Annotated in this window: 16 protein-coding genes, 1 tRNA gene and 1 pseudogene; 12 read left to right on the top strand and 6 right to left on the bottom strand. The window is 62.3% G+C overall.

Annotated elements, in window-relative coordinates; all coding sequences use genetic code 11:
* Positions 1-138 precede the first annotated feature (138 nt).
* From pheS to BPHY_RS07905, 5 genes are all read left to right on the top strand, one after another.
* Complete coding sequence (gene pheS / locus BPHY_RS07925; protein ID WP_041763443.1) at positions 139-1,152, top strand: phenylalanine--tRNA ligase subunit alpha; 1,014 nt, start codon at positions 139-141, stop codon at positions 1,150-1,152.
* 131 nt (positions 1,153-1,283) lie between these two features.
* Positions 1,284-3,716, top strand: coding sequence for a phenylalanine--tRNA ligase subunit beta (gene pheT / locus BPHY_RS07920; RefSeq protein WP_012400947.1), 2,433 nt, complete (start codon positions 1,284-1,286; stop codon positions 3,714-3,716).
* Positions 3,717-3,770: 54 nt separating this feature from the next.
* A complete protein-coding gene (locus tag BPHY_RS07915) occupies positions 3,771-4,181 on the top strand; it encodes an integration host factor subunit alpha (protein WP_028368821.1) in 411 nt (136 codons plus the stop codon).
* A gap of 54 nt (positions 4,182-4,235) precedes the next feature.
* Entirely contained in the window at positions 4,236-4,634 is a 399-nt protein-coding gene (locus tag BPHY_RS07910) for a MerR family transcriptional regulator (protein ID WP_012400945.1), read from the top strand.
* 71 nt (positions 4,635-4,705) lie between these two features.
* Positions 4,706-4,782 (top strand) — tRNA-Pro (locus BPHY_RS07905).
* Between the two features lie 159 nt (positions 4,783-4,941).
* Here the strand turns inward: BPHY_RS07905 and BPHY_RS07900 are convergent.
* Positions 4,942-5,226 carry a DUF3303 domain-containing protein gene (locus BPHY_RS07900; RefSeq protein ID WP_012400944.1) on the bottom strand — a complete coding sequence of 95 codons (285 nt, stop codon included), beginning with the start codon at positions 5,224-5,226 and terminating at the stop codon, positions 4,942-4,944.
* A gap of 778 nt (positions 5,227-6,004) precedes the next feature.
* On the opposite strand from BPHY_RS07900, the gene uvrA reads away from it, so the two are divergent.
* The 3 genes from uvrA (at position 6,005) to BPHY_RS07885 (ending at position 13,818) form a co-directional block, all read left to right on the top strand.
* Positions 6,005-11,914 (top strand): excinuclease ABC subunit UvrA, encoded by a 5,910-nt coding sequence (gene uvrA, locus BPHY_RS07895; protein ID WP_041763440.1) that lies wholly within the window; start codon positions 6,005-6,007, stop codon positions 11,912-11,914.
* 25 nt (positions 11,915-11,939) lie between these two features.
* Positions 11,940-13,010, top strand: coding sequence for a DMT family transporter (locus tag BPHY_RS07890; protein WP_012400942.1), 1,071 nt, complete (start codon positions 11,940-11,942; stop codon positions 13,008-13,010).
* A gap of 103 nt (positions 13,011-13,113) precedes the next feature.
* Positions 13,114-13,818, top strand: a complete 705-nt coding sequence (locus BPHY_RS07885) for a glutathione binding-like protein (RefSeq protein WP_012400941.1) — start codon at positions 13,114-13,116, stop codon at positions 13,816-13,818.
* 90 nt (positions 13,819-13,908) lie between these two features.
* Here the strand turns inward: BPHY_RS07885 and BPHY_RS07880 are convergent, their stop codons facing one another.
* The 4 genes from BPHY_RS07880 to BPHY_RS07860 form a co-directional block, all read right to left on the bottom strand.
* A complete protein-coding gene (locus BPHY_RS07880; RefSeq protein WP_012400940.1) occupies positions 13,909-16,023 on the bottom strand; it encodes a phosphocholine-specific phospholipase C in 2,115 nt (704 codons plus the stop codon).
* A gap of 681 nt (positions 16,024-16,704) precedes the next feature.
* A complete protein-coding gene (locus BPHY_RS07870) occupies positions 16,705-17,559 on the bottom strand; it encodes an alpha/beta fold hydrolase (RefSeq protein ID WP_012400938.1) in 855 nt (284 codons plus the stop codon).
* Positions 17,560-17,567: 8 nt separating this feature from the next.
* Positions 17,568-19,166 (bottom strand): benzoate-CoA ligase family protein, encoded by a 1,599-nt coding sequence (locus tag BPHY_RS07865; RefSeq protein ID WP_012400937.1) that lies wholly within the window; start codon positions 19,164-19,166, stop codon positions 17,568-17,570.
* A 69-nt stretch (positions 19,167-19,235) separates the two neighbouring features.
* Positions 19,236-19,715, bottom strand: coding sequence for a DUF4863 family protein (locus tag BPHY_RS07860; RefSeq protein ID WP_012400936.1), 480 nt, complete (start codon positions 19,713-19,715; stop codon positions 19,236-19,238).
* Positions 19,716-19,968: 253 nt separating this feature from the next.
* On the opposite strand from BPHY_RS07860, the gene BPHY_RS07855 reads away from it, so the two are divergent.
* The 4 genes from BPHY_RS07855 (at position 19,969) to boxA (ending at position 25,515) form a co-directional block, all read left to right on the top strand.
* On the top strand, positions 19,969-20,922 hold the full coding sequence (locus tag BPHY_RS07855) for a helix-turn-helix transcriptional regulator (protein ID WP_012400935.1): 954 nt from the start codon (positions 19,969-19,971) through the stop codon (positions 20,920-20,922).
* Positions 20,923-21,068: 146 nt separating this feature from the next.
* Positions 21,069-22,739: a 2,3-epoxybenzoyl-CoA dihydrolase gene (gene boxC, locus BPHY_RS07850; protein ID WP_176061907.1), complete on the top strand. Its 1,671-nt coding sequence runs from the start codon at positions 21,069-21,071 to the stop codon at positions 22,737-22,739.
* A gap of 52 nt (positions 22,740-22,791) precedes the next feature.
* On the top strand, positions 22,792-24,219 hold the full coding sequence (gene boxB, locus BPHY_RS07845; protein ID WP_012400933.1) for a benzoyl-CoA 2,3-epoxidase subunit BoxB: 1,428 nt from the start codon (positions 22,792-22,794) through the stop codon (positions 24,217-24,219).
* A 45-nt stretch (positions 24,220-24,264) separates the two neighbouring features.
* Positions 24,265-25,515 carry a benzoyl-CoA 2,3-epoxidase subunit BoxA gene (gene boxA / locus BPHY_RS07840; RefSeq protein WP_012400932.1) on the top strand — a complete coding sequence of 417 codons (1,251 nt, stop codon included), beginning with the start codon at positions 24,265-24,267 and terminating at the stop codon, positions 25,513-25,515.
* A gap of 13 nt (positions 25,516-25,528) precedes the next feature.
* On the opposite strand, the pseudogene BPHY_RS07835 reads toward boxA, so the two are convergent.
* Positions 25,529-26,273: pseudogene (locus tag BPHY_RS07835) on the bottom strand (TetR family transcriptional regulator C-terminal domain-containing protein).
* Between the last annotated feature and the right edge of the window lie 326 nt (positions 26,274-26,599).

The raw sequence follows: 26,599 nt of genomic DNA, 5'->3' as shown, positions 1-26,599 counted from the left end.
ACTGCGTGGTTCGTTGCAGCGAACATCCGGTTGTCTCGGTGACGCTGCAACAAAAACGGGGCTCCTCACCGAGCCCCTTTTTTGTTGGTCGAGCCAGTTTTACTTCGATTGAATACTGACGTTGAAAAGATGGGATCAATGGATCTGGACCAGATTGTCGCCGACGCACAAAGCGCCTTTGAACAAGCCTCTGACGTCACCACGCTCGAAAACGAGAAAGCACGCTTTCTCGGCAAGTCGGGCGTACTGACGGAACTGTTGAAGGGGCTGGGGAAGCTCGATCCCGACGCGCGCAAGACGGAAGGTGCGCGGATCAACATCGCCAAGCAGCAAGTCGAAGCCGCATTGACGGCGCGCCGCCAGGCGCTCGCCGAGGCGCTGCTGAACCAGCGCCTCGCCGCCGAGGCCATCGACGTCACGCTTCCCGGCCGCGGCGCGGGCACGGGCAGTCTGCACCCGGTCATGCACACGTGGGAGCGCGTCGAACAGATTTTCCGCACGATCGGCTTCGACGTGGCCGACGGTCCCGAGATTGAAACCGACTGGTACAACTTCACGTCGCTGAACAGCCCGGAAAACCATCCGGCGCGTTCGATGCAGGACACGTTCTACGTCGACGGCAAGGACGCCGAAGGCCGTCCGCTGCTGCTGCGCACGCACACCAGTCCAATGCAGGTCCGCTACGCGCGCACCAACACGCCGCCCATAAAGGTGATCGTGCCGGGCCGCACGTACCGCGTGGACAGCGATGCGACGCACTCGCCGATGTTCAATCAGGTCGAAGGCCTGTGGATCGACGAGAACATCAGCTTCGCCGACCTGAAGGGCGTCTACACCGACTTCCTCAAGAAATTCTTTGAGCGCGACGACATTCTTGTGCGCTTCCGTCCGTCGTATTTCCCGTTCACGGAACCGTCAGCCGAGATCGACATGATGTTCGAGCACGGCAAGAACGCCGGTAAATGGCTCGAAATCTCGGGCTCGGGCCAGGTGCACCCCACGGTGATCCGCAACATGGGCCTCGACCCAGAGCGCTACATCGGCTTTGCATTCGGCAGCGGCCTCGAGCGTCTGACGATGCTGCGCTATGGCGTTCAGGACCTGCGTCTGTTCTTTGAAAACGACCTGCGTTTCCTGCGCCAGTTCGCTTGAGCGAGCAGGCTTTAAGCATGCGCGGAGCCCGGCAGTCGGCAACCTGACTGTCGCGCCGCAAACAGCGCCTCCGGCTTGGTGCCGACGTATCGGCCGGACGCGGACACAACCTGTTTAGAACGTACAGAACCATGCAATTCCCGGAATCCTGGCTCAGAACCTTTGTCGATCCGCAACTGACGACAGCTGAACTGTCGCACGCACTGACGATGGCCGGTCTCGAAGTAGAAGACCTGCGCCCCGCTGCGCCGCCGACGTCGAAGATCGTCGTGGGCCGCGTGCTCGAAGTCGTCAAGCACCCGGACGCGGACAAGCTCAACGTGTGTCAGGTCGACGCCGGCACGGGCGCGACCCTGAATATCGTGTGCGGCGCGCCAAATGTGGCGCCCGGCATCAAGGTGCCCGTCGCGCTGGTGGGCGCGCAGTTGCCGCCCGCCGAAGAAGGCGGTGCGCCGTTCGCGATCAAGCTCTCGAAGCTGCGCGGCGTGCAAAGCGAAGGCATGCTGTGCTCCGCGCGCGAACTGAAGCTGTCGGAAGATCATAGCGGCCTGCTGATCCTGCCGGAAGATACGCCGATCGGCCAGGACATCCGAGAAACGTTGAACCTCGACGACACCATCTTCGAAATCAAGCTGACGCCCAACAAAGCTGATTGCCTGTCGGTGTTTGGCGTCGCGCGTGAGACGGCCGCGATCACGGGCGCGCCGCTGCGCCCGCTCGAAATCAAACCCGTCGAAGTCAAGCTCAACGAAACGCTGCCCGTGAAGATCTCGGCACCGGACTTGTGCGGACGTTTCTCGGGCCGCGTGATTCGCGGCGTCAACGCGCGCGCGAAATCCCCGGCGTGGATGATCGAACGTCTGGAACGTTCCGGTCAACGAAGCATTTCGGCGCTGGTCGACATCTCGAACTACGTGATGCTCGAACTCGGCCGTCCGTCGCACGTGTTCGACCTTGACAAGATCCACGGCAGCATGGACGTGCGCTGGGGCAAGCGCGGGGAATCGCTGAAGCTGCTGAACGGCAACACGGTTGAAGTCGACGAGACAGTCGGCGTGATCGCCGACGATCGGCATATCGAAAGCCTGGCGGGCATCATGGGCGGCGACAGCACGGCCGTGACGCTCGATACGACCAACATCTATCTTGAAGCGGCATTCTGGTGGCCCGATAGTATTCGTGGCCGCTCGCGCCGCTATAACTTCTCGACGGACGCGGGTCATCGCTTCGAACGCGGCGTCGACTATTCGACGACCGTCGAGCACATTGAGCGCATCACGCAGCTGATCCTCGACATCTGCGGAGGCGAAGCAGGTCCCGTCGACGATCAGGTCGTCAACGTGCCGAAGCGCGAGCCGGTGAAGATGCGTGTCGCGCGCGCGAACCGGATCATCGGCGTGGCAATCGGCGGGGACGAGATCGCGCAGATCTTCGCGCGCCTCGGCTTGCCATTTGAACGCGCCGGCGATGACTTCCTGGTGACGCCGCCACCGTATCGCTTCGATATCGAGATTGAAGAAGATCTGATCGAAGAAGTCGCGCGCATTTACGGCTTTGAGAGAATTCCTGCGCGTCCGCCGATTGCTCGCAGCGAAATGCGCCGCACGAACGAAACGCAACGTTCGATTCACATGCTGCGCCACGCACTCGCCGCGCGCGACTATGCGGAAACGGTGAACTTCAGTTTCGTCGACGCCGAGTGGGAGCAGGACTTCGCAGGTAACGACAGGCCCGTGCGCCTGTTGAACCCGATCGCGAGCCAGCTCTCGGTGATGCGGACCACGCTGTTCGGCAGCCTGATCAACGTGCTGCGCCATAACCTGAACCGCCGCGCGGATCGTATTCGGGTGTTCGAAGCAGGACGAGTGTTCCTGCACGACCCGTCGGTCAAGGCGGGCGAACTCGCTGTCGAAGGCTTGGCGCAGCCCAAGATGATTGGCGCGCTGGCGTATGGTCCCGTGATCGAAGAGCAATGGGGCGCGGCGACGCGTGCCGTCGATTTCTTCGACGTGAAGGGCGATCTCGAAGCGCTGTTTGCGCCTTCCGACGCGCGTTTCGTGAAGGCTGAGCATCCGGCGCTGCATCCGGGACGTAGCGCGCGCATCGAACTCGATGGCCGCGCGATCGGCTGGATCGGGGAGCTGCATCCGCGCTGGATGCAGAAGTACGACCTGCCGCATGCGCCCATTCTGTTCGAGGTCGAAGCGGAAGCGCTGATGCAGCGTGCGTTGCCCACGCCGACGGAAGTGTCGAAATTCCCGCCCGTGCGGCGCGATATCGCGATCGTCGTCGACCAGAAAATCGAGGTTCAGGCGCTCTTCGACGAGATGCAAAAGGCGCTGTCGGAAGAGGCGTGCAAGACCATTCAAAGGGTTGCGCTTTTCGATGAATTTCGTGCAAAATCAAATACTTCCGGCGGGCTGGCGGCGCACGAGAAAAGCCTTGCGTTCCGTGTAACCTTGCAAGATACTGGTGGAACCCTTCAGGATGAAACGGTGGATCTGGCCATTCAGACTGTGGTGGATCGTCTTGCTCGAGTGTATGGCGCCCGGTTGCGAGGATAACCTTCAACGGCTGTTCCGCAAGTTCCGTTCTGGTTGACGCGCCATTTGACAGATATGAATGAAATGAACTCGAGTGATTTCGAAGCCCTTCTTTCGGCGCAACGTAGCGCCATGATCCGCGATATTCCTACCTCGACCTCCAGCGCGTCGGCGGAAGCACCGACGCTCACCAAGGCGGAGCTTGCCGAGCTGCTGTTCGACAATGTCGGGCTCAACAAGCGGGAAGCGAAGGACATGGTCGAAGCGTTCTTCGAAGTGATTCGCGACGCGCTGGAGAGCGGCGACAGCGTCAAGCTGTCCGGCTTCGGCAACTTCCAGTTGCGCGACAAGCCGCAGCGTCCTGGCAGAAATCCGAAAACGGGCGAGGCGATTCCCATCGCTGCTCGCCGCGTCGTGACGTTTCACGCAAGTCAAAAGCTGAAGGCGCTGGTCGAGAACGGCGCTGAAGAGAGCTTCGCGCGCTGATCGATTCGCGCGCCCGCGCAACTACTACGACGGTCAACCGACCGCTAACTGACGATGACAGCGACGATCGAAAAAGTCGTCTTGCCTCCGATTCCCGCGAAGCGCTACTTCACGATCGGTGAAGTCAGCGAGCTATGCGGTGTCAAGCCGCATGTGTTGCGGTACTGGGAGCAGGAGTTCACGCAGTTGCGTCCGGTCAAGCGACGTGGCAATCGCCGCTACTATCAGCATCATGAGGTGCTACTGATCCGGCGGATTCGCGAATTGCTGTACGAGCAGGGTTTCACGATCAACGGCGCGCGCAACCGGCTCGATTCGCATGGCGCCGGGCAGGGTGTGGAAGGCGAAGGTGATGCGGCCGAAGGTACGGTCGTGCAGCCGACCGCCGCGACGGTCGACGTCGATCAACTGCGCAAGGAGTTGTTGCAAGTGATCGACCTGCTCGGTCATTGAACGATTTGTTGTATCGAGATTGATTGTTGCAGTTCTATTCGCGTGAAGTGTCTGTTATAATTTCATGCTTTCGGGGCGTAGCGCAGCCTGGTAGCGTACCTGCATGGGGTGCAGGTGGTCGGAGGTTCAAATCCTCTCGCCCCGACCAGATGGACAAAAAAGGACTTACGGTGAAAGCCGTAAGTCCTTTTTAACTGCGCGGGCGGTTTCCGCATCGTGCGGCAACTGCGGCAACTGCGTCGTCATCCTGATTAATATGCGTGCGCTCGAAAAGCAGAGCCCGCCGCCGGCCCATCGCGCCATTCCTTCACTTCCCAGCCTGATAAGCGCCAAGCGCCGCCCCAAGTTCTTCATCCGACAAAGCAGGCGCTACCCTGAACGTGAACAGGTCGCCCCATTGCAGCACCCATGCGGCCATCGGCGCCGTGTTATCGGACTCGACGATCGCGAATCCGCTCAACTCGCCGATCGAATGCCACCGTCCAAGCAACTTGACGCCGTCGGGCGGCAATGCGCCGCCCGTTTTCATGAAGCGCTCGACAGCTGATTGCTGTGCCGTCGGCTGCCCGTTCCACTGAACAATGAACTTCATTGCGCACCTCCACTTCCGTCGCCGCGATGCCGGCCGGTGGCAAGCCGTCACCGGGACGGGCGCCGCAAGTCGCGGCGCTCGGGAGCCTGCACCGCGTGCGGAGCCTTCTTTTCGGATCCGCAACCCGATGCCGCCACCTCGGCGTTTTCAAGAATGATAGGTAGAGCCGGTCAAACTGCCATCGACGACGCGGTCTATGTGCGGATTTTCTGCGCGAGGCACCGCATTCGATTTACACGATCGGCAAGCTTTAAGTTTCTGTTAAGGCTGCGCTCATACATTGTTTCGGCATTCGGACGATGCGAGAAGTGCTGCGAGGAATTGTTCGTCGCTTCGTGGTCCGCCGGGGGAGAACCAGACGAAGACTATCGTCGATGCGCGTTCGACCGCCGCAAGACGACAGATGGCGTGAGGTAAGCGGCCGCTCAGCCTTCGTCCGAGGGCTGTGGGGACGGCCATTCGAACCCGGTTCTCCACCGGGTTTTTCTTTTTCAGCGCCAGCACCAAGCACACGCCAGCATTGATGCATTCCCTCTGAACCAACGCTGGGCCGCTGACGTCGTACACTGTTCATCTGCCTTACCCCCTGTGCCGCTAGATTAGCGGGCAGTCGGCGTGCAAAACTGTATAAACATACAGTATAGTATTCACCTATCCGGCGCTCCGACCTTCGTCGAAGCAGGCTCCGCGCGCCGTGCGAACCTCGCCGCATCGGCAGGCGTGGCCGCTTTCCGGCCGCCCTCATGCCCCGGCCAACTCATTCAGACGGACAGGCAAATTGTCATCTAACGGAACGATCCGAATTCGTGGCGCACGCCAGCACAACCTGAAAAACGTCGACCTCGACCTTCGCACGGGCGAAATGACGGTGGTTACAGGGCCGTCGGGCTCGGGTAAATCGAGCCTCGTGTTCGACACGTTGTATGCAGAGGGGCAGCGGCGCTACGTCGAAACTTTCAGCGCGTACGCGCGGCAGTTTCTAGACCGGATGGACCGGCCGCAGGTCGACCGCGTCGACGGCGTGCCCCCCGCCATCGCCATCGACCAGACCAACCCTGTGCGCAGTTCGCGTTCTACCGTCGGCACGATGACGGAGCTGAACGACCATCTGAAGCTCCTCTACGCGCGTGCTGCCGAACTGTTCGACCGCAAGAATGCGCAGGCCGTCCGGCACGACACGCCCGAAACCATTTACGCGGAACTGGATGCCCGCACGGCCACCGACGACCCGCGTATCGTTTTGACGTTCCCGGTCGAACTGCCAGACACGACGAGCGAAGCGGAAGTCGAGCAATGGCTCTCCGCGAGTGGCTATACGCGCGTCCAGGCGCAGCGCGAAATCGCGTCGCCGACAGGCATGCGCAAGGTGCTCGATGTCGTCGCCGACCGGTTTCGGCTGCATCAGGTCGAAAAGTCGCGCGTCGTCGAGGCAATCGAAGCGTCGCTCAAGCGCGGCGGCGGCCGCGTCAACGTCTACGTGCTGGCGCAGGCGCAAGATGGCGAAGAGGCCGAGCCGCAGATCTGGCGTTTCTCCACGGGGCTGCACAATCCCGACAGCGACTTGCGCTATGCCGATCCGCAGCCTGCGTTGTTCTCCTTCAATTCGGCCTACGGCGCGTGTGACACGTGCCGGGGCTTCGGGCGCGTGATCGGCGTCGATCTCGGTCTCGTGATTCCCGATGAGCGCAAGACGCTTCGCGGCGGCGCGATCAAGCCCATGCAAACGCCTGCATGGAAGGAATGCCAGGACGACCTGATGCGCTATGCGGCGAAGGCCAACATCCGCCGTGACACGCGCTGGTCAGAACTCACGGAAGAGGAGCGCGACTGGGTCATCAACGGCTCGCCGGACTGGGACGGTGAGTGGCAGAAACAGTGGTACGGCGTGAAGCGTTTCTTCGGCTATCTTGAGTCGAAAGCATACAAGATGCACATCCGTGTGCTGCTGTCGAAGTACCGCAGCTACACGCCCTGTGAAACATGCGGCGGTGCGCGGCTGAAAACAGAATCGCTGCTGTGGCGTCTGGGCTCGAGAAAGAACGCGGACGCCGTGCTCGAACCGGCGCGGCGCTTCATGCCGCGCGGGGTGGACTGGAACCGTACGCAGCTCGAAGCATTGCCGGGCCTGACGGTGCACGATCTGATGCTGCTGCCCATCGAGCGCATCCGGCGCTTCTTCGACGAGATCGCACTGCCCAGCGCGCTGCTGGACGACGCGCTGAAGCTGCTGCTCGCCGAAGTACGCACACGCCTCAAGTATCTGTGTGACGTGGGCCTCGGTTACCTGACGCTCGACCGTCAGAGCCGCACGCTGTCAGGCGGCGAGGTCCAGCGTATCAACCTGACGACGGCGCTTGGCACGTCGCTGACCAAGACGCTGTTCGTGCTCGATGAACCGAGCATCGGTCTGCATCCGCGTGATCTGAACCGGATCGTCGAGGCGATGCAGCGTCTGCGTGACGCGGGCAATACGCTCGTCGTGGTCGAACACGATCCGTCCGTGATGCTCGCCGCCGATCGCCTGATCGACATGGGGCCCGGTCCGGGCGAACGCGGTGGCACAATCATTTACGACGGCACACCCGGGGCAATCCGTTCGGCGGGGACGCTGACGGGCGAATATCTGGGCGGGCGCAAGCATGTCGCCGACGCGGCGCACTGGGCGCGTCGGCGCGTGGACGCCAGCACACCGCGCATCACGCTCGAAGGCGCACGCCAGCACAACCTGCGCGACGTGACGGTGGAGATTCCGTTGCAACGGCTCGTCTGCGTGACGGGGGTGTCGGGTTCCGGCAAGTCGACGCTGATCCAGGACGTGCTGTATCCCGCGCTGTCGCGGCAGCTCGGCAAGGCGACGGAAGCGCCGGGCGCGCACCGCAGTCTGTCGGGCGTCGAGCTGATCAGCGACGCCATCTTCGTCGACCAGTCCCCGATCGGCAAGACCACTCGCTCGAACCCGGCAAGCTACGTCGGGGCTTTCGACGAGATTCGCAAACTGTTCGCGAAGGCGCCGCTCGCGTTGCAACGTGGCTATGGCGCGGGCGTGTTCAGCTTCAACTCGGGCGACGGACGGTGCCCGACGTGCGGCGGCTCGGGCTTCGAACATATCGAAATGCAGTTCCTGAGCGACGTCTATCTGCGTTGCCCGGATTGCGACGGCAGCCGCTACCGGCCCGAAGTACTCGAGGTGAAGATCGAGCGCGATGAGCGCGTGCTGAGCATTGCAGATGTCCTCGAACTGACCGTGCATGAGGCGGTCGGCGTGTTCGCGGGCGACGGCGAAGTGCTGCGCGTGCTGCAGCCTATCGTCGATGTCGGTCTCGAATACGTGAAGCTGGGCCAACCGGTGCCGACACTGTCGGGCGGCGAAGCGCAGCGTCTCAAACTCGCGGGTTTTCTTGCGGAAACTGCGCAGGCGCGCACGGCACGCGGTGGCGCGAAGCAGACGCCAGCGCGTCTGTTCATGTTCGACGAGCCGACCACGGGTCTTCACTTCGACGATATTGCCAAGCTGATGCAGGCTTTTGGCAAGCTGCTCGCGGGCGGTCATTCGTTGATCGTGATCGAGCACAATCTCGACGTGATCCGCGCGGCCGACTGGCTGATCGATCTCGGTCCCGAAGGCGGCGACGCAGGCGGTCTGGTGGTATGCGCGGGTACGCCAGATGAGGTCAAGCAGTGCCGCGATTCCCACACGGGTGAGGCACTCGTGATATACGACGGCGCGATGGGTCAGGCCATCGAGCCAACTGAAGCCGCCGAGAAGGCAGAAGCTGCTGCACACGGCATGCCGCTTCAGACGGCGCTGAACGCTGCACGCGCAAGGCGTGCCGTGGAAGGCGAGGACGTCGTGCGCATCGTGAACGCGCGCGAGCACAACCTGAAAGCGCTGGACGTCGACATTCCGCACGGCAAGTTCAACGTCATCACGGGCGTTTCGGGTTCAGGCAAGTCGACGCTCGCGTTCGACATCCTGTTCCATGAAGGACAACGCCGGTACCTCGAGTCGCTGAATGCCTATGCACGCTCGATCGTGCAACCCGCGGGCCGTCCCGAAGTCGATGCCGTGTATGGCATCCCGCCTACCGTCGCGATCGAACAGCGCTTGTCGCGCGGCGGACGCAAGAGTACGGTGGCGACGACATCGGAGGTGTGGCACTTCCTGCGTCTCCTCTATGTGAAGCTCGGCGTCCAACACTGCATTCATGACGGCGCGCCCGTGACATCGCAGAGCGTCGAGTCGATCCTCGCGCAGCTCATGCGCGACCACAAAGGCCAGCACATCGGCTTGCTCGCGCCGCTGGTCGTGAATCGCAAGGGCGTCTATACCGACCTCGCGAAATGGGCGAAGGCGCGTGGCAATACACATCTGCGCGTCGACGGCGAATTCGTCCCCGTCGATCCATGGCCGAAGCTCGATCGCTTCCGTGAGCATACGATCGAGTTGCCAGTCGGCGACATCGTAGTATCGGCGGACATGGAAGCCGAACTGCGTCGACTGCTCGACGAAACGCTCGAAGCGGGTAAGGGCGTGATGCATCTGCTCGCGCCGCTCGACGGCCTCGAACACGCAATGACGCGTAATGGTCCCACCGCCCATGTCGGCGAAGTGAAGGTGTTGTCGGTGAAGCGCGCGTGCCCTGTGTGCGGCGTCAGTTACGCGGAGCTCGACCCGCGCATGTTCTCGTACAACAGCAAACACGGCTGGTGCACGACCTGTGTCGGTACGGGTCTCGCGCTGACGCGCGAACAGCGGGCTGCGTACGACGACACCGTGCTCGTCGAGGACAATCGCGGCCGCGAGCAGACCTTGCCGTCGGATGAACAGGAGCCGGAAGGTGTGGGCGAAGAGCCATGTCCGGATTGCCACGGCACGCGCCTGAATCCGTCCGCTCGCGCCGTGACGTTCGACGAAACCTCGATCGTGGACGTCGCGCAATGGACGGTGTCGGACACGCGGCGCTGGATCGACGGGCTCGAACTCGTTGGTCGCGACGCGGAAATTGCGCGCGACGTGATCAGCGAAATCGGCAGCCGTTTGCAGTTCCTCGAAGAAGTCGGCCTCGGTTATCTGAGCCTCGATCGTGCTGCGCCGAGCCTGTCTGGCGGTGAAGCGCAACGCATTCGCCTCGCCGCGCAGCTTGGCAGCAACCTGCAGGGCGTGTGTTATGTGCTCGACGAGCCGACCATCGGTCTGCATCCGCGCGATAACCAGATTCTTCTGAATGCGCTGCGCAAACTCGGCGACAAGGGCAACACACTGGTCGTTGTCGAGCACGATGAAGACACGATCCGCCGCGCGGATCACATCATCGACATCGGTCCGGGGGCTGGCAAGCGCGGCGGTACGCTGGTCGCGCAAGGGCGTGTCGGCGATCTGTCTGCGCGGTCCGATTCTCTGACGGGACAATTCCTCGCGAAGCCGATCCTGCACCCGTTGCAGGAGCGGCGTCCCGTTTCTCTTGCAACGAAGCGTGCGCCGGCCGTCCCTGAAAACTGGCTGACCGTGCACGGCGCGACGCTGCACAACTTGCGCGACGTGACGGTCGGCATTCCCCTCGGACGTCTCGTCGCCGTGACGGGTGTGAGCGGATCCGGTAAATCGACGCTCGCGCGCGACGTGCTGATGACGAATCTGCTCGATGCCGTCGGCCGGTCCGTGTTGTCGTCGCCTGCTGCGCGCCGTGCACGCAAGGCCGCGCAAGCCGACGACGCCCCTGCCGCGAACCGTCGCTCGAGCGTGCTCGCACGCAGTGCGCCACGGCCGTCGCTGAACGTCGCGTATGCATGGCAAGGCTGCGAATCGATCAGCGGCTTCGAGTCGATCGACCGTGTGCTCGAGGTCGACCAGACGCCGATCGGCAAGACGCCGCGCTCGTGTCCGGCCACGTATATCGGTGTATGGGACACCATCAGACGTCTCTTCGCCGACACGCTCGAAGCGCGAGCGCGCGGCTACACGGCATCGCGCTTCTCGTTCAACACGGGCGACGGACGCTGTCCCGCATGTGAAGGGCAAGGCGTGCGCACGATCGGCATGAGTTTCCTGCCTGATGTAAAGGTGCCGTGCGATGTCTGTCACGGTCAGCGCTTCAATCCAGAAACGCTTGCCGTGACGTGGCGCGGCAAGAACATCGGCGACGTGCTAACCATGGAAATCGACGAAGCCGTCGACTTCTTCGCGTCGATGTCGAATATCGCGCATCCGTTGCAACTGATGAAGGATGTGGGGCTCGGCTATCTGACCCTCGGTCAGCCGTCGCCGACGCTGTCGGGCGGCGAGGCGCAGCGCATCAAGCTGGTGACTGAACTGAGCAAGGTGCGCGACGACATCACACGGCGCGGTCAAAAGGCGCCGCACACGCTGTATGTACTCGACGAACCGACCGTCGGCCTGCATATGGCCGACGTCGCGAAGCTGATTCGCGTGCTGCATCGGCTCGCGAATGCTGGGCATAGCGTCGTCGTGATTGAACACGACCTCGATGTGATCGCGGAAGCGGACTGGATCATCGATCTCGGACCGGAGGGTGGTGTAGGCGGTGGGACGATCGTTGCGTCGACTCATCCGGAAGGCTTGGTGCGCGTCGCGGCGAGCCATACGGGGCGCGCGCTCGAACCCGTGCTCGCGCGTGCCGCGGGCGAGTCCGATGAGACCGTGGCGGGCGAGCGGGTCAGCGCGGGTTGAGACGAGTCGACAAAAAAAGCTCAGCATGAATACACGTCATAGCGCGGCCTTCACGGCCATTCTCGCAGCGGCGCTCTTCGGCGCGACGACGCCGTTCGCCAAGGCGCTGCTCGGGGCACTGTCGCCGTTCCTGGTGGCGGGCCTGTTCTACCTCGGCAGCGGGTGCGGGCTTGCCATGGCGATGCTCGTTCGACGTTGGCGGCAAAAGCCGGAGGCGAGCGAGCAGGCGGCACTCGCCATGCCGCTCGACGAACTGCCGTGGCTGATAGGCGCAATCATCGCAGGCGGTATCGCGGGGCCTGCGCTGCTGATGTTCGGGCTCAGCACGACGCCGGCCGCGACCACCTCGTTGCTGCTGAATCTCGAAGGCGTGTTCACGGCGCTGATCGCCTGGTTCGTGTTTCGTGAGAACGTCGATACGCAGGTCTTCCTCGGCATGATGGCGATCGTCGCCGGCGGCGCACTGCTGTCGTGGCAGCCCGGCGAGGGCGGTGCGGGTATCGGCGCGCTGCTGGTCGCCGGCGCGTGTCTGTGCTGGGCCATCGACAACAATCTGACGCGCAAGGTGTCGAACAACGACGCGATGTTCATCGCCTGCGTCAAAGGGCTGGTGGCCGGCGTCGTGAATACGGGCATCGCGCTGTGGCTGCAAGCACCTGTTCCGGAGCCCGTGCTGATCGGCGCGTCGATGTTCGCGGGTCTGGCTGGTTACGGCGTGAGCCTCGTGCTGTTCGTCGTCGCGCTGCGTCATCTGGGAAGTGCGCGCACGGGTGCGTATTTTTCCGTGGCCCCATTATTTGGCGTCGCGATCTCGTTTGCGCTGTGGCCCGAACAACCGCCGCTGTCGTTCTGGATCGCGACGGTGCTGATGGCGCTCGGCGTCTGGCTGCATCTGCGTGAGCGTCACGTGCACGAGCACACGCACGAGCCGCTCGAACACAATCATCGGCACCGACATGATGAACATCATCAACACGCACACGATTTCGAGTGGGACGGAGTAGAGCCACATGTTCACCCGCATCGGCATGCGCCCATCACGCACACGCACGCGCACTTTCCCGATATCCACCACCGGCATCGGCACCGGCACTGACGGCCGTTCACTTAGTCGCACCGGCCGTTCGGCCGCGAGCAAAGTCCGCTCAACCCGTCTATATTGGCCCCTGTTGACCGACATCTACTGACAAGGATCTTTCATGCCTGACCCATCCGTTTTCCCGATCGCGAGAAAGTGGCCCGCCGCACACCCCGAGCGCATTCAACTCTATTCGCTGCCGACCCCGAACGGCGTCAAGGTGTCGATCATGCTGGAAGAAACGGGTCTCGCGTACGAGCCGCATCTGGTCCGCTTCGATTCGAACGATCAGCTCTCGCCGGAATTTGTGTCGCTCAACCCAAACAACAAAATTCCCGCGATCATCGATCCGAATGGGCCAGATGGCGAGCCGCTGCCGCTCTTCGAATCAGGCGCGATCCTGATCTATCTCGCCGACAAGACGGGGCAACTGATGCCGCAGCGCGCGTCTGCTCGCTACGAGACGATTCAATGGGTGATGTTTCAGATGGGCGGCATCGGTCCGATGTTCGGCCAGGTTGGCTTCTTTCACAAGTTCGCCGGCAAGGACTACGAGGACAAGCGTCCGCGCGACCGCTACATTAACGAATCGAAGCGCCTGCTCAACGTGCTGAACGAGCGGCTCGCCACCCGCAAATGGATCATGGGCGACGACTACACGATCGCGGACATCGCGACGTTTCCGTGGGTGCGCAATCTGGTGGGCTTTTATGAGGCGGGCGATCTCGTCGGCTTCGACAACTATCCGCATGTGAAGCGAACCCTCGACGCGTTTCTGGCGCGTCCTGCTGTCGTCAGAGGGTTGGACATTCCGCAGCGCGGATAAGCATGTCGCTGCTTCCGGAGTGACGCGTAGGAAAAGCCCGTACCGTCGACGACGATACGGGCTTTTGCTCATCGTTCCAACAAGGCGGCGTTACGCGCCCAGCGCCGGATCGCTCATGCTCGGCTTGCCCGTCTCGACGTGACCTGCAATACGGCGCGTGAACGACGGATCGGTATCGACGGTGATGGTCAGGTCGTACCAGCCATAAACCTTGCGCAGATCGAGATAGACGGTATCGCTATCGCCGCCGCGCACCGAACGGATGAGCGGCGTGCCCGAGTCGTAGGCATTGACGATCTTGAACTGACAGCGCGTGTTGCCGTCATTCTTCAGGCGCAGTTGCAGATTGCCGTTTGCCACGTCGTAGCCTTCCGCAACTTCTGGACTCGCGCGGTCGCGGCTGTTCCAGAAGTACCCGGAAGTCTGCTTGCCGGCAAAACGACGCAGGAACCCGTTCGGTCCATGCACCGTGAAGTCGTAGGAACCGTCCGCCTTGACAGGCAGTTGATCGACGAGACGCTTGCCCGCTTCGACCGTGTACGTGCGTGGCGCATCGGCGCTGAGCGCTTCGAACACAAGGAAGTTCGCGCCGGCGTCACCCGTGTTGACGAAGCGCATGGACACTTTGCCACTGCTGTTGTCGTCGATGCGCACAAACAACTCGTACGGCAGCGCGCGCGCCGGACGCACTCCCGATTCCTGTTTCGGCACGGAACCGACCAGCGGCGGCACGGGCTTGTAGTCGGGATGGCGTTGCTGATCCTGCGGCTTGTACGACGCGGTGGAGGGGAGTGTCGGGAACGCATCGTTCGGATTCTTGAAGTTGAACGCGGACGTCAGGTCGCCGCACACGGTACGGCGCCACGGCGTGATGTTCGGCTCCGACAGCTTGTGGCCGTGCCCGAAACGCGCCTCGATAAGGCGGATCACCGACGTGTGATCGAACACCTCGGAGCATACCCAGCCGCCCTTCGACCAAGGGGACACGACGAGCATCGGCACACGCGGCCCGAGCCCATACGGGCCGGCGCCATATTGACCGTTATTGCCGCCCGGATAGATTTCATTGGTCGTGTCGACGGTAGACAGCCCGTTCGCATTCGACGACGGCGCAAACGGCGGCGACATGTGATCGAAGAAGCCGTCGTTCTCGTCGTAGTTGATGAGGAGCGCGGTCTTGCTCCACACCTCGGGGTTCGACGTCAGAATCTGCAACACCTGATCGATATACCACGCTCCGTAATTCGCGGGCCAGTTCGGATGCTCGGAGTACGCTTCTGGCGCGACGATCCACGACACCTGCGGCAACTGGTTGCTCTGCACGTCCTTGCGCAGAATGTCGAAGTACGTGTCGCCCGCCGACACGTTCGTGCCCGTGCGCGCTTTGTCGTACAGCGGGTTGCCCGGCTGCGCATTGCGATACTGGTTGAAGTACAGCAGCGCGTTGTCGCCGTAATTGCCGATGTAGGGATTGCTGGTCCAGCCCCACGATCCGTTTGCATCGAGACCGGTGCCGATGTCCTGATAGATCTTCCATGAAATGCCCGCGGCTTCCAGCACTTCCGGATACGTCGACCAGCCGTAACCCGCTTCGGAGTTGTCGACGACCGGGCCGCCGCCCGAGCCGTCGTTGCCGACCCAGCCCGTCCACATGTAGTAGCGGTTCGGATCGGTCGCGCCCATCAGCGAGCAGTGGTATGCGTCGCAGATTGTGAACGAGTCGGCGAGCTGGTAGTGGAAAGGAATGTCGTCGCGTGTGAGGTACGCCATTGTCGTCGTGCCTTTTTTCGGCACCCACTGATCGTAGCGACCGCCGTTCCATGCGCCGTGCGTCGTCGGCCAGTCGTGCGGCAGATCCTCCAGGAATTGCAGGCCGAGGTCCGGCGCTGTCGGACGGAATGGCAACACTTCGCCGATGCCGCCCAGTCCGGGCTGATGCCACACCGACTTGCCGCTCGGCAGGTTGATCGCTCGCGTATCGCCGAACCCGCGCACGCCCCTCAGTGTGCCGAAGTAATGGTCGAACGAACGGTTTTCCTGCATCAGCACGACAATATGTTCGATGTCGCGGACGCTGCCCGTCCTGTTGTTCGCGGGAATCGCGAGCGCGTTGCGGATGCCCACGGGAAGCATCGTCAATGCGGTAGCAGAGCCGGCTGCCTGGGCGGCTGTGCGCAAGAAATCACGGCGGTTTGTTGAGGTCATGTTGGCTTCGATCGTGAGGAAAGAAACGGTAAGGTGAACTTCCACGCGGGGGCATGGAGGCTGGCGGGACGAACTCAATCGACGGTGTGAATCACGGGTGGTGCGAGAACGACGGAATCCGTTGCGCTGGCGTCGGTGGGCGAGACGGCGCGCAGCTGAACTGCGGAAGATTGCGGAGGCAGAAGTGTGGCGTCGGCCGTGGCCGACGATTGCGCAGCGCCGGCATTGAACGTCGTCGCAAGGGTGGGGTGCTGCGCCTGTCGCGCCTGATTCTGCGCACGTTCTTGCGAGCCGGCCCCGCTAGATGCGTCGTCTCCGCACGCGGCCACAGCCACCGACGCTGCGATGACGGCGAATGTCAAACGCAAACGGTTGCGTCGCGGCCTACATGCAGTTTCGTGCACAGCGTGCATCGTCATCCTCCGGCGTCATGCTTGAGAGACGCGAAAGGATAGCCAGCGTGTGTGTAGCTAATGTGAAGCGTGAGCTGAGAAAAGCATGACCAGGCGATGCGCAGCACAATGCTCGACCGGTGCATGCACTTGAAAAGCCGAGTACATGAAGCGCACTGCGTGCGATGCAGTGCCTATTCCCTGTGACGCTTCAATGACTTGGCTGCGTTATCGGCAGATTGTCCACAGGGTTGGCCACGGATTCTGTGGAGAACTTGCGACGCCCGGTCTAGATCCCGGCAGAAGCGTTGTGCTTCCCGATAAACGCGACGATTGCATCATTGAGCGCGTCCGGGGCATCCCGATGAGGCGAATGACCGCAACGATCGAGCTTTGCCAGCTCGGTTTGTGAAGCGCGTTGCGCGATTGTGTCGATCTGGGCCATCGAGCCGTAGTGATCGTCGTACCCTTGCACGGCGAGTAACGGGCAACGAATGCAGTCGAGTTCATCGACGATGTTCCACGACCGGAACGCGTCACTCAGCCAGACATCGTTCCAGCCATAGAAGGCCGAATCAACATCGTCGTGATGACGCGCAAGCTTGGCGCGCAGATCGGACTCTTCATAGGCCGTCTTCGCTTCGGCGATGCTTGCGACGGAAATGTCCTCGACGAAAACATGCGGCGCAATGGCCACCGCACCGGCCAGTGAATTGGGAAAAGCGGCAGCATAAAGCAGCGTAATCGATCCGCCGTCGCTGTGACCGATCAACCACATGCGTTTTCGTTCTGCTGCGTTCACTTCGAGTGCATCGAGCAGCGCGGGGAGAACGTCGCGCGCCTGCACCGACATGAAATCGACGGCGAGCTTCGCGTCATGCGGACGGGGCGTCGAACGTCCGTAGCCCGGGCGCGAATACACGAGACCGCGCATGCCGAGCCGGTCGCACAAGGTCTGCGGCCAATCCTTCCACATCGCGACGGAACCGAGCCCTTCGTGCAGAAAAACCGCAAGCGGCGCGTCGGCGAAGCGGGGATTGAGCCAGCGATATTCGATCGTCAACGCGCCGCGTTGGTCGTTCGCCGGCAATGCAATCGATGCGCTCTGGGACGCATCGCGCAAGGTGGTCACAGGTTCGGCCATTCCGTTCTTCAGCTAGTGAGCTGTTCTCGCAATTTGAAGCGTTGAATCTTACCCGTTGCCGTCTTCGGCAGATCGTCGACGAAGACGATATCGCGAGGATACTTGTGCGGCGCGAGCTTGCCCTTGACGAACGACTTCAGGTCATCGGCGAGTGTGTCGCATGCATCGGCAGTTTGCTTCAGCACGACGAACGCACGCGTTTTCACGAGACCGCCATGATCGACGCCGACAACCGCGGCCTCCAGCACGGCAGTATGTTGCACGAGCGCCATTTCCACTTCGACGGGCGACACATACTGGCCGCTTACCTTCAACATGTCGTCGCTGCGCCCTGCGTATTGATAGCAGCCGTTCGGCAGGCGGCAATACTTGTCGCCACTACGAATCCATTCGCCCAGAAAGGTCGCTCGCGATTTCTCGCGGTTGCTCCAGTACATCAGGGCGGCGCTGGGTCCCTTGATGAACAGATCGCCGACCTCGCCGTCCGGCACCGTGCGACCCGCTTCATCGCGCAACTCCACTTCATATCCAGGCACCGGACGGCCCGTCGTTCCGTACTCGACTTCGCCTGCGCGGTTCGACAGGAAGATATGCAGCATTTCGGTCGAACCGATGCCGTCGAGAATCTCACATCCGAAATGCGCGGTGAACCGTTCGCCGATTTCTCGTGGCAATGCTTCGCCCGCCGACGCACAGATGCGCATCGCCACCTGCTCGCGCGGCGGCAGGTTCGGCGACACCAGCATGCTCGCGTACAGCGTCGGTACGCCGTAGAAGATCGTCGGCCGATGCTCGACGAGCCGCCTGAAAACCGCGTCCGGTGTCGGACGTTCGGCCATCAATACCGTCGTTGCGCCGACCGTCAATGGGAATGTCAGCGCGTTGCCGAGCCCATAGGCAAAGAACAGCTTGGCTGCGGAGAACACGACGTCGCGCTCATTGATGCCGAGTATCGGCTTCGCGTAAAGCTCTGCAGTCCAGTACAGGTTCGCGTGCGTATGGACGGTGCCTTTCGGCTTGCCCGTGGAACCCGATGAATACAACCAGAATGCAATATCGTCGCCGCTACTTGCATTCGGTTTCAGCAGAGGCTCGGCACCGTCGATCAGCCGGCTCAGCACATGCATCGGCGGCGGATCGAAGTGCACCGGCTGCGACACGATCAGCAGGCAGCCGTCTTGTTCCGCTTCGCTCAACGCTTGCTCGACCGTCGGCACCAGTGGACCCGAAGCGATCACCGCGCGTGCGTGGCTGTGCGTGAGCATGTACCGATAGTCGGTCGCCGTCAGCAGCGTGTTCGCCACGACGGGCACGACACCCGCATACAGCGCGCCGAGAAACGCGACGGGCAATTCCGCCGTGTCGAGCATCACGAGCAGGATCCGTTCTTCGGCATGCACACCCAGCGAGCGCAAAGCGGAAGCGAAGCGGCGCGAGCGGTGCTCGAGTTGCGCATACGACGTGACGCCTGCATCGTCGATGTAGGCGGGCTTGTCTGCCCGCACGTCGTTCAGCCGAAACAGATGGGACGCGAAGTTGAACTGCGCGGGCGGCGGCTCGACTGTCGGTGCAGGCTCGCGTGGCGGCGATTCCGGCAAGGCTTGCATGTGTCCTCCGGCGAAGTGGCGGTCTGCGTGGAACGGAAATGCAGGATGAGAGCGATACGCGCCGTGACGTCACACAGTGGTCGCGTCCCGTGTGAATTCGATTGCACCTTGCGGCAGCAGATACAGCACGAGCGCCCGACCCTGCGCAACCGTCGGCCGATGCGCGCTGCCGGGACCGTAGACGCACCAGCCGGCGGGATGCCCGTCGAAGGTCGCGCCGTCCGAGAGCGGCATGATCAGGTCAATTTCTCCGTGCGGGTGCAGATGATACGGACCGGCCATGTCCTGCATGTCGACGACGTCAACGGAAAAACCATGCGTGTCGGGGGAGGGCTTAATGATGCGACCGAAGCGGAGCCCGCCATGCTCGCGATTGCACAGCCAGCCTTCGGCGACACCCGTACGGCATGCGTCGGCCAGTGCGTCATACATCGCGCTGCCGGCCGGCCAGGTCGCATTCAGCCAGGCGCCGAGCGATCCATCGAGCGGGTGGCCGTCCAGTTGTGCCGTTACGCCGGCAATCAGACGCTGAAAGTCTTGAGGGGACATGCTTGCCTCCTGTCGGCCCGGCGCGTCGGCGCGACAGCGTTCCGTTGCCTTGGCTTCCTGCAAGATAGATATTGCCGGCCGGCACGCACCTTAGTTCATGTGCGCCGCTGCCGAACGTCTCCGATTTTGCCTATGCCATCCATCCGAGGGCTGGCGGCGTTGTTATTGCGTCGATATGCGGCGAAAATTAACCGTTCACGTTGAGCATGTCAAGCACTATAGTACACATACATAGGCAATGAGGTTGTCTGATATGAACCAAACTTACTCCGCGGATGCGTCTTTGGCTCAGCGCGCCAACGAAGAAGCGCCGAAAGCCGAGCGCGAAGAACGCGATCCCTTTCTCACCGCGATGGGCGAGCGTGTGCGCTTGCTGCGGGCGCGACGCGGCATGACGCGCAAGACGCTGGCGTCGGAGACGGGCCTGTCGGAGCGACACCTCGCGAATCTTGAATCGGGCGTGGGCAATGCCTCGGTGCTGGTGCTGCGCCAGATCGCGGCGACGCTGAACTGTCCGCTCGCCGAAGTGATCGGAGACGAAACCACGTCGTCGGCCGAGTGGCTGCTGATTCGCGAACTGTTGCACGGCCGCGATCAGGCCGCGCTGCAGCGTGCGCGGGTTGCGTTGTCCGAGATGTTCGCGCAGGCGCCGCGCGACCCGCATCGCAAGGACCGGATCGCGCTGATCGGCTTGCGCGGCGCGGGCAAGTCGACGCTTGGACGCATGCTCGCACAGGAGCGCAAGGTGCCGTTCATCGAGATCACGAAAGTGATCCAGCAGATGGCGGGCTGTCCGCCGTCGGAAATTCATTCGCTGTATGGCGCGAGCGCCTATCGACGTTACGAGCAGCGCGCGCTGGAGGCGGTGATCGGCGAGCACGAGCGGGCGGTCATCGCGTCGCCGGGCGGGCTGGTGTCCGAACCCGCTACGTTCAACGCATTGCTCGCGCACTGTTTCACCGTGTGGCTCCAGGCCAGTCCGGAAGAGCACATGCGCCGCGTAGTCGCGCAGGGCGATTTGCGGCCGATGTCGGGCAACAAGGAGGCGATGGAAGATCTGAAGCGCATCCTCGCGGGACGCGGCGAACTCTACAACCGCGCTGACATGATTTTCGACACGAGCGAGCGCACCCTCGCCGACGCCTATCTCCAGTTGCGCGATCGACTTGCCGCACGGTTAGCCGCCGAACTTGGCGACGAAACGTAATGCATGCGGCGGGACGGGCAGCACACTTCCTACGATAGGGGATAACCCCGCAACATGAAGTAAAGTGCTTTACATGGGTGGATGGATGCATTATTGTTCGCTAAAACAAACTGCATCGTTCCAGGAGACGCCTCATGTCCGCAGTCATGTCCCCGGCACACGCCGCCGCCGCGCGCGTCGACTACCGCACGGATCCCGCGCACTACAAGCACTGGAAGCTCTCGTTCGACGGCGCCGTTGCGACGCTCGGCATCGATATCGCCGAAGACGGCGGCATCCGTGACGGCTACAAGCTGAAGCTCAATTCATACGACCTCGGCGTCGACATCGAACTTCACGATGCACTTCAGCGCATCCGCTTCGAGCATCCCGAAGTGCGCACGGTCGTCGTCACGAGTCTGAAGGATCGTGTGTTCTGCTCGGGTGCAAACATCTTCATGCTGGGTCTGTCGTCGCATGCATGGAAGGTCAACTTCTGCAAATTCACGAACGAGACTCGCAACGGCATCGAGGACTCGTCGCTTCACTCGGGCCTGAAGTTTCTTGCAGCCGTAAATGGTTCATGTGCAGGCGGCGGATATGAACTGGCGCTCGCCTGCGACGAAATCTATCTGGTCGACGACCGCTCGTCGTCGGTGGCGCTGCCGGAAGTGCCGCTACTCGGTGTGCTGCCTGGCACGGGCGGCCTCACGCGCGTCACGGACAAGCGCAAGGTGCGGCACGATCGCGCCGACATATTCTGCACGGTGGTCGAAGGCATTCGCGGCACGCGTGCGAAAGAATGGCGTCTTGTCGATGAAGTCGTAAAGCCGAACGGGTTCGAACAGGCGATCGCTGCGCGCGCGCTGGAACTCGCTGCGCTAAGCGACCGACCGGCGAATGCACGAGGCGTGACGCTGACGCGCATTGAACGCATGGATCGCGAAGACGGCATCACGTATGCGACGCTCGACGTGACGATCGACCGCGCGAAGCGCACGGCCACGTTCACGGCCAAAGCGCCGTCGACGGCGCAACCTTTGGATATCGATGCCGTCGTCGCGATGGGCGCGAGCTGGTGGCCGCTGCAATTTGCGCGCGAACTCGACGACGCGATCCTGTCGATGCGCACCAACGAACTCGATGTCGGCACGTGGATTCTAAAGACGCAAGGCGACGCGCGTGGCGTGCTCGCCGCCGACGCCACGCTGCTGCAGCACAAGGACCACTGGTTCGTGCGCGAAACGATCGGTCTGCTGCGCCGCACGCTCGCGCGCATCGACGTCTCGTCGCGTTCGCTGTTTGCCCTGATCGAGCCGGGCTCGTGTTTCGCGGGTACGCTCGCCGAGTTCGCGTTTGCCGCCGACCGCACTTACATGGCCGCGCTGCCCGCGAACGAAGATGAAGAGCCCGCGATCACGCTGTCGGAGGTCAATTTCGGTCTCTATCCGATGGTCACGCATCAGTCGCGGCTTGCGCGGCGCTTCTACGAAGAGACGGAGCCACTCGACGCCGCGCGCGCGAAAACCGGCCAGCCAGTGAAAGCGGCGGAAGCGGAGCGGCTCGGCCTCGTGACGGCGTCGCTGGACGATATCGATTGGGCCGATGAGATTCGCATCGCCCTCGAGGAACGCGCGGCGATGTCGCCGGATGCGCTGACGGGCATGGAAGCGAATTTGCGTTTCAATGGCCGCGAGACGATGGAGACGCGTATCTTCGGGCGGCTGACGGCCTGGCAGAACTGGATTTTCAACCGGCCGAATGCGGTGGGCGAGAAGGGCGCGCTCAAGGTGTACGGCAAGGGCAGCAAGGCGCAATTCGACGTCTCGCGTGTCTGACCCACGCACGCGCATCTACATCGTGAACCTGCATCGCGCTCAAGGAACCGACATGTCCACCATCGACTACAGCGACAAGATTCCGAACAACGTCAACCTCGCCGACGACCGCACGCTGCAACGCGCGCTCGAACAATGGCAACCGAATTTCCTGTCGTGGTGGGGTGACATGGGCCCCGACGGCTCGCACAACTACGACGTGTATCTGCGCACGGCAACGAGCGTCGACCCCGGCGGTTGGGCGCATTTCGACTACGTGAAGATGCCCGATTATCGCTGGGGCATCTTTCTCGCGCCGGGCGACCCGGAACGCAAGATCAACTTCGGCGAGCATAAGGGCGAAGCGGCCTGGCAGGACGTGCCAGGAGAGCATCGCGCGAATCTGCGTCGCATCATCGTCACCCAGGGCGACACCGAGCCGGCTTCCGTCGAACAGCAGCGTCATCTGGGACTGACCGCGCCGTCGATGTACGACCTGCGCAACCTGTTCCAGGTGAATGTCGAAGAAGGGCGGCACCTGTGGGCGATGGTGTATCTGCTGCATCGTTACTTCGGCCGCGACGGGCGCGAAGAAGCGCAAGCATTGCTAGGGCGCCGGTCGGGCGACGACGACAATCCGCGCATTCTCGGCGCGTTCAACGAAAAAACGCCTGACTGGCTCGCGTTCTACATGTTCACGTACTTCACCGATCGCGACGGCAAGTTTCAGCTGAGCGCGCTTGCCGAGTCCGGTTTCGACCCGCTCGCGCGCACGACGAAGTTCATGCTGACGGAAGAAGCGCATCATATGTTCGTCGGCGAGTCCGGTGTGTCGCGTGTCGTTCAGCGCACCGCGCAAGTGATGAACGAACTTGGAACGGACGACGTGAACAGGATTCGCGCGGCTGGCGTGATCGATCTGCCGACCATCCAGCGCTATCTGAACTTCCACTATTCGGTCACGATCGACCTGTTCGGCGCGGATCAGTCGTCGAATGCGGCGACGTTTTACAACTCGGGTCTCAAGGGCCGCTACGAAGAAACGAAGCGCGACGACGACCATCAGTTGAACGGGCAAAGCTACAAGCTGCTCGATGTCGAGGACGGCAAGCTCGTCGAACGCGAAGTGCCCATGCTCAATGCGATGAACGAAGTGCTGCGCGACGACTACATCAAGGATTCCGTTGCTGGCGTCGGACGCTGGAACAAGGTACTGGAGAAGGCGGGTATCGATTGTCGTCTGACCGTGCCGCACAAGGCGTTCAACCGTCAGATCGGCACTTTCGCGGGCACTCGTGTGTCGCCCGATGGACGTGTCATTGGCGAAGCAGAGTGGGCCGCGAACGAAGCGAACTGGCTGCCGGGCCCGGAAGACCGCGCTTACGTCGCATCGCTGATGGGCCGCGTCGTCGAAGCCGGCCGGTTCGCGAACTGGATCGCGCCGCCCGCGATGGGCATCAACCGTCAGCCCGTCGATTTCGAATACGTGCGCTTCAACTGAGCATCGCGCGCGACGGCGAGGAAAAGCAGAGGCAGGGAGACATTCATGAACGCGCCTGTATCGATCGAAGTCCTCAAGCAGCATCTGATCGATCCGGAGATCTGCATTCGCTGCAACACATGCGAAGAGACCTGCCCGATCGATGCGATCCAGCACGACGACACGAACTACGTCGTGATGCCGGACGTCTGCAACGGTTGCATGGCGTGCGTGCCGCCGTGTCCGACGGGCGCGATCGACAACTGGCGCACCGTGCTGAAGGCCGACGCATGGAGCGTCGACGAACAGTACACGTGGGACGTGTTGCCCGAACAGGGAACAATGGCATTGCCCGCGACAGCCGGGCCCGCGACCGGCGCCATGACCGGCGGCAGTGATGGTGACGGTGAAGCACAGGGCATCGAGGTCGACACGGTGCGCGGTGCGGTGGTGCCACCGTGGTCCGCCGCGCGTCCGTATGTGAATCTCTACACACACAGGAACCCGACGAAGGCGACTGTCGTCGGCAACTACCGGCTGACAGACGAAGGGACGGAAAGCGACATACATCACATCGTGCTCGATTTCGGCTCGCTGCCGTTTCCTGTGCTGGAAGGGCAGTCGATCGGCATTCTGCCGCCGGGCAGCGCCGCCGATGGCCGCGCCCATCATGCGCGCCAGTATTCGATCGCCAGTCCGCGCGACGGCGAGCGGCCCGGCTACAACAACGTGTCGCTGACCGTGAAGCGCGTCACGCAGGACTATCGCGGCAATGCGGCGAGCGGCGTGTGCTCGAACTATCTGTGCGATCTGAAAAAGGGCGACGTAGTCAATGTGATCGGCCCGTTCGGCAGCACGTTCCTGATGCCCAATCATCCGGATTCGCATCTGCTGATGATCTGCACGGGCACGGGGTCCGCGCCGATGCGCGCGATGACCGAGTATCGCCGGCGACGCAGGCTCAAGGGGGCGACGGGCAAACTGATGCTGTTCTTCGGTGCGCGCACGAAAGCAGAGCTGCCGTACTTCGGTCCGCTGACGAATCTGCCGAAAGACTTCATCGACACGAATCTGGCGTTTTCGCGCACGCCCGGCGAACGGAAGCGCTACGTGCAGGACGCCATGCGCGAGCGTGCCGTCGATGTCGCGCAACTGCTTCGCGACGACGGCACGTACATCTACGTGTGCGGGTTGAAGGGCATGGAAGACGGGGTGCTGCAGTCGCTCAAGGACATTGCCGATCAGCATGGCCTCGAATGGAACGCGCTATGGCAGAGGCTCAAGCGCGAAGGACGTCTGCATCTGGAAACGTACTGAACGCGAGCGGGCGTTACGTCTTCGCAGCCGGCGATTTCGCCCCGCACGCGCGAATCACGAGTTGCACGACCTGATCCGTCGTTGCGTCGAAAGCCTTTTGTGACAATGCACGTTTGCCGCCGAGTGCGCGTATCTGCGCATCGAAATCCGCATAGTGCTGGGTCGTTGCCCAGATCATGTACAGCAGCGTTTGCGCATCGACGTTCGCGAGCAGTCCGCGCGCGATCCAGTCGTCGATCACGGTCACGCGCGTATCGAGCCACGGCTTCACGCGTTGTTCGAGAATATCGGCCATGTGTACCGCGCCGTGAATGATCTCGTTCGCCCACACCTTCGAGCCGAGCGGCCGCCGTCGCGACAATTCCATTTTCGCGCGCACATAGCCGCCGATCGCTTCGACGGGGTCGTCGCTGCCCTCAAACGTATTGGCCGCGCGATGCCAGTCTTCGAACAGATCTTCGAGCACGCGGCGATAGAGCGCGAGCTTCGTTGGGAAGTAGTAATGGACGTTGGCTTTCGGTAAGCCCGCGCGTTCCGCGATCATCGCCGTGCTCGCGCCTTCGAAGCCCCGCTCCGCAAAAACGGCCTCCGCGCATGCGAGCAGATGCGCTTCGTTGCTCTCGCGGATGTGAGCCTTGCGCCGCCGCAAAGGTGCGGGCGCGTCGTCATTGTTCATGCCGCTCACTGCCGTTTCTTCCACTGGCTTGTCGTGTCTCATCGCTGGCCTCGCGCGGCCTGTGTGCCGCGTCGCGCTTCATTCTAGCCGCTCGCCTTGCAATCGGCCGGAATCCGCGTTCGCGGTCTTTCTGCGCACACCGGGCGATGCTGCATCGCAATGGCATGCTTCTCGCTCTCTTTGCGATCTGTATCGGCTCGCACAAAAGACATTGCTTTAAAGATTTTAGTCGGCTACAACCTGTCCATTCGGACAGGATTCACAAAGCGCGCGAGGCCCAGGGTTTACCGCGACGGGGAGTGCCTGGCGATCGGTGCACGCCGCGCGTGCACCGATGCCCCAAAGCGAACCCGATGCACCCGTTTCACGTCGTCGCGAGAAGCGCCAACTCACTCGCGGTTGAACGGC

The sequence above is a fragment of the Paraburkholderia phymatum STM815 genome, assembly GCF_000020045.1.
Classification (GTDB): domain Bacteria; phylum Pseudomonadota; class Gammaproteobacteria; order Burkholderiales; family Burkholderiaceae; genus Paraburkholderia; species Paraburkholderia phymatum.
This window is presented reverse-complemented; position numbering and strand designations above follow the sequence as displayed.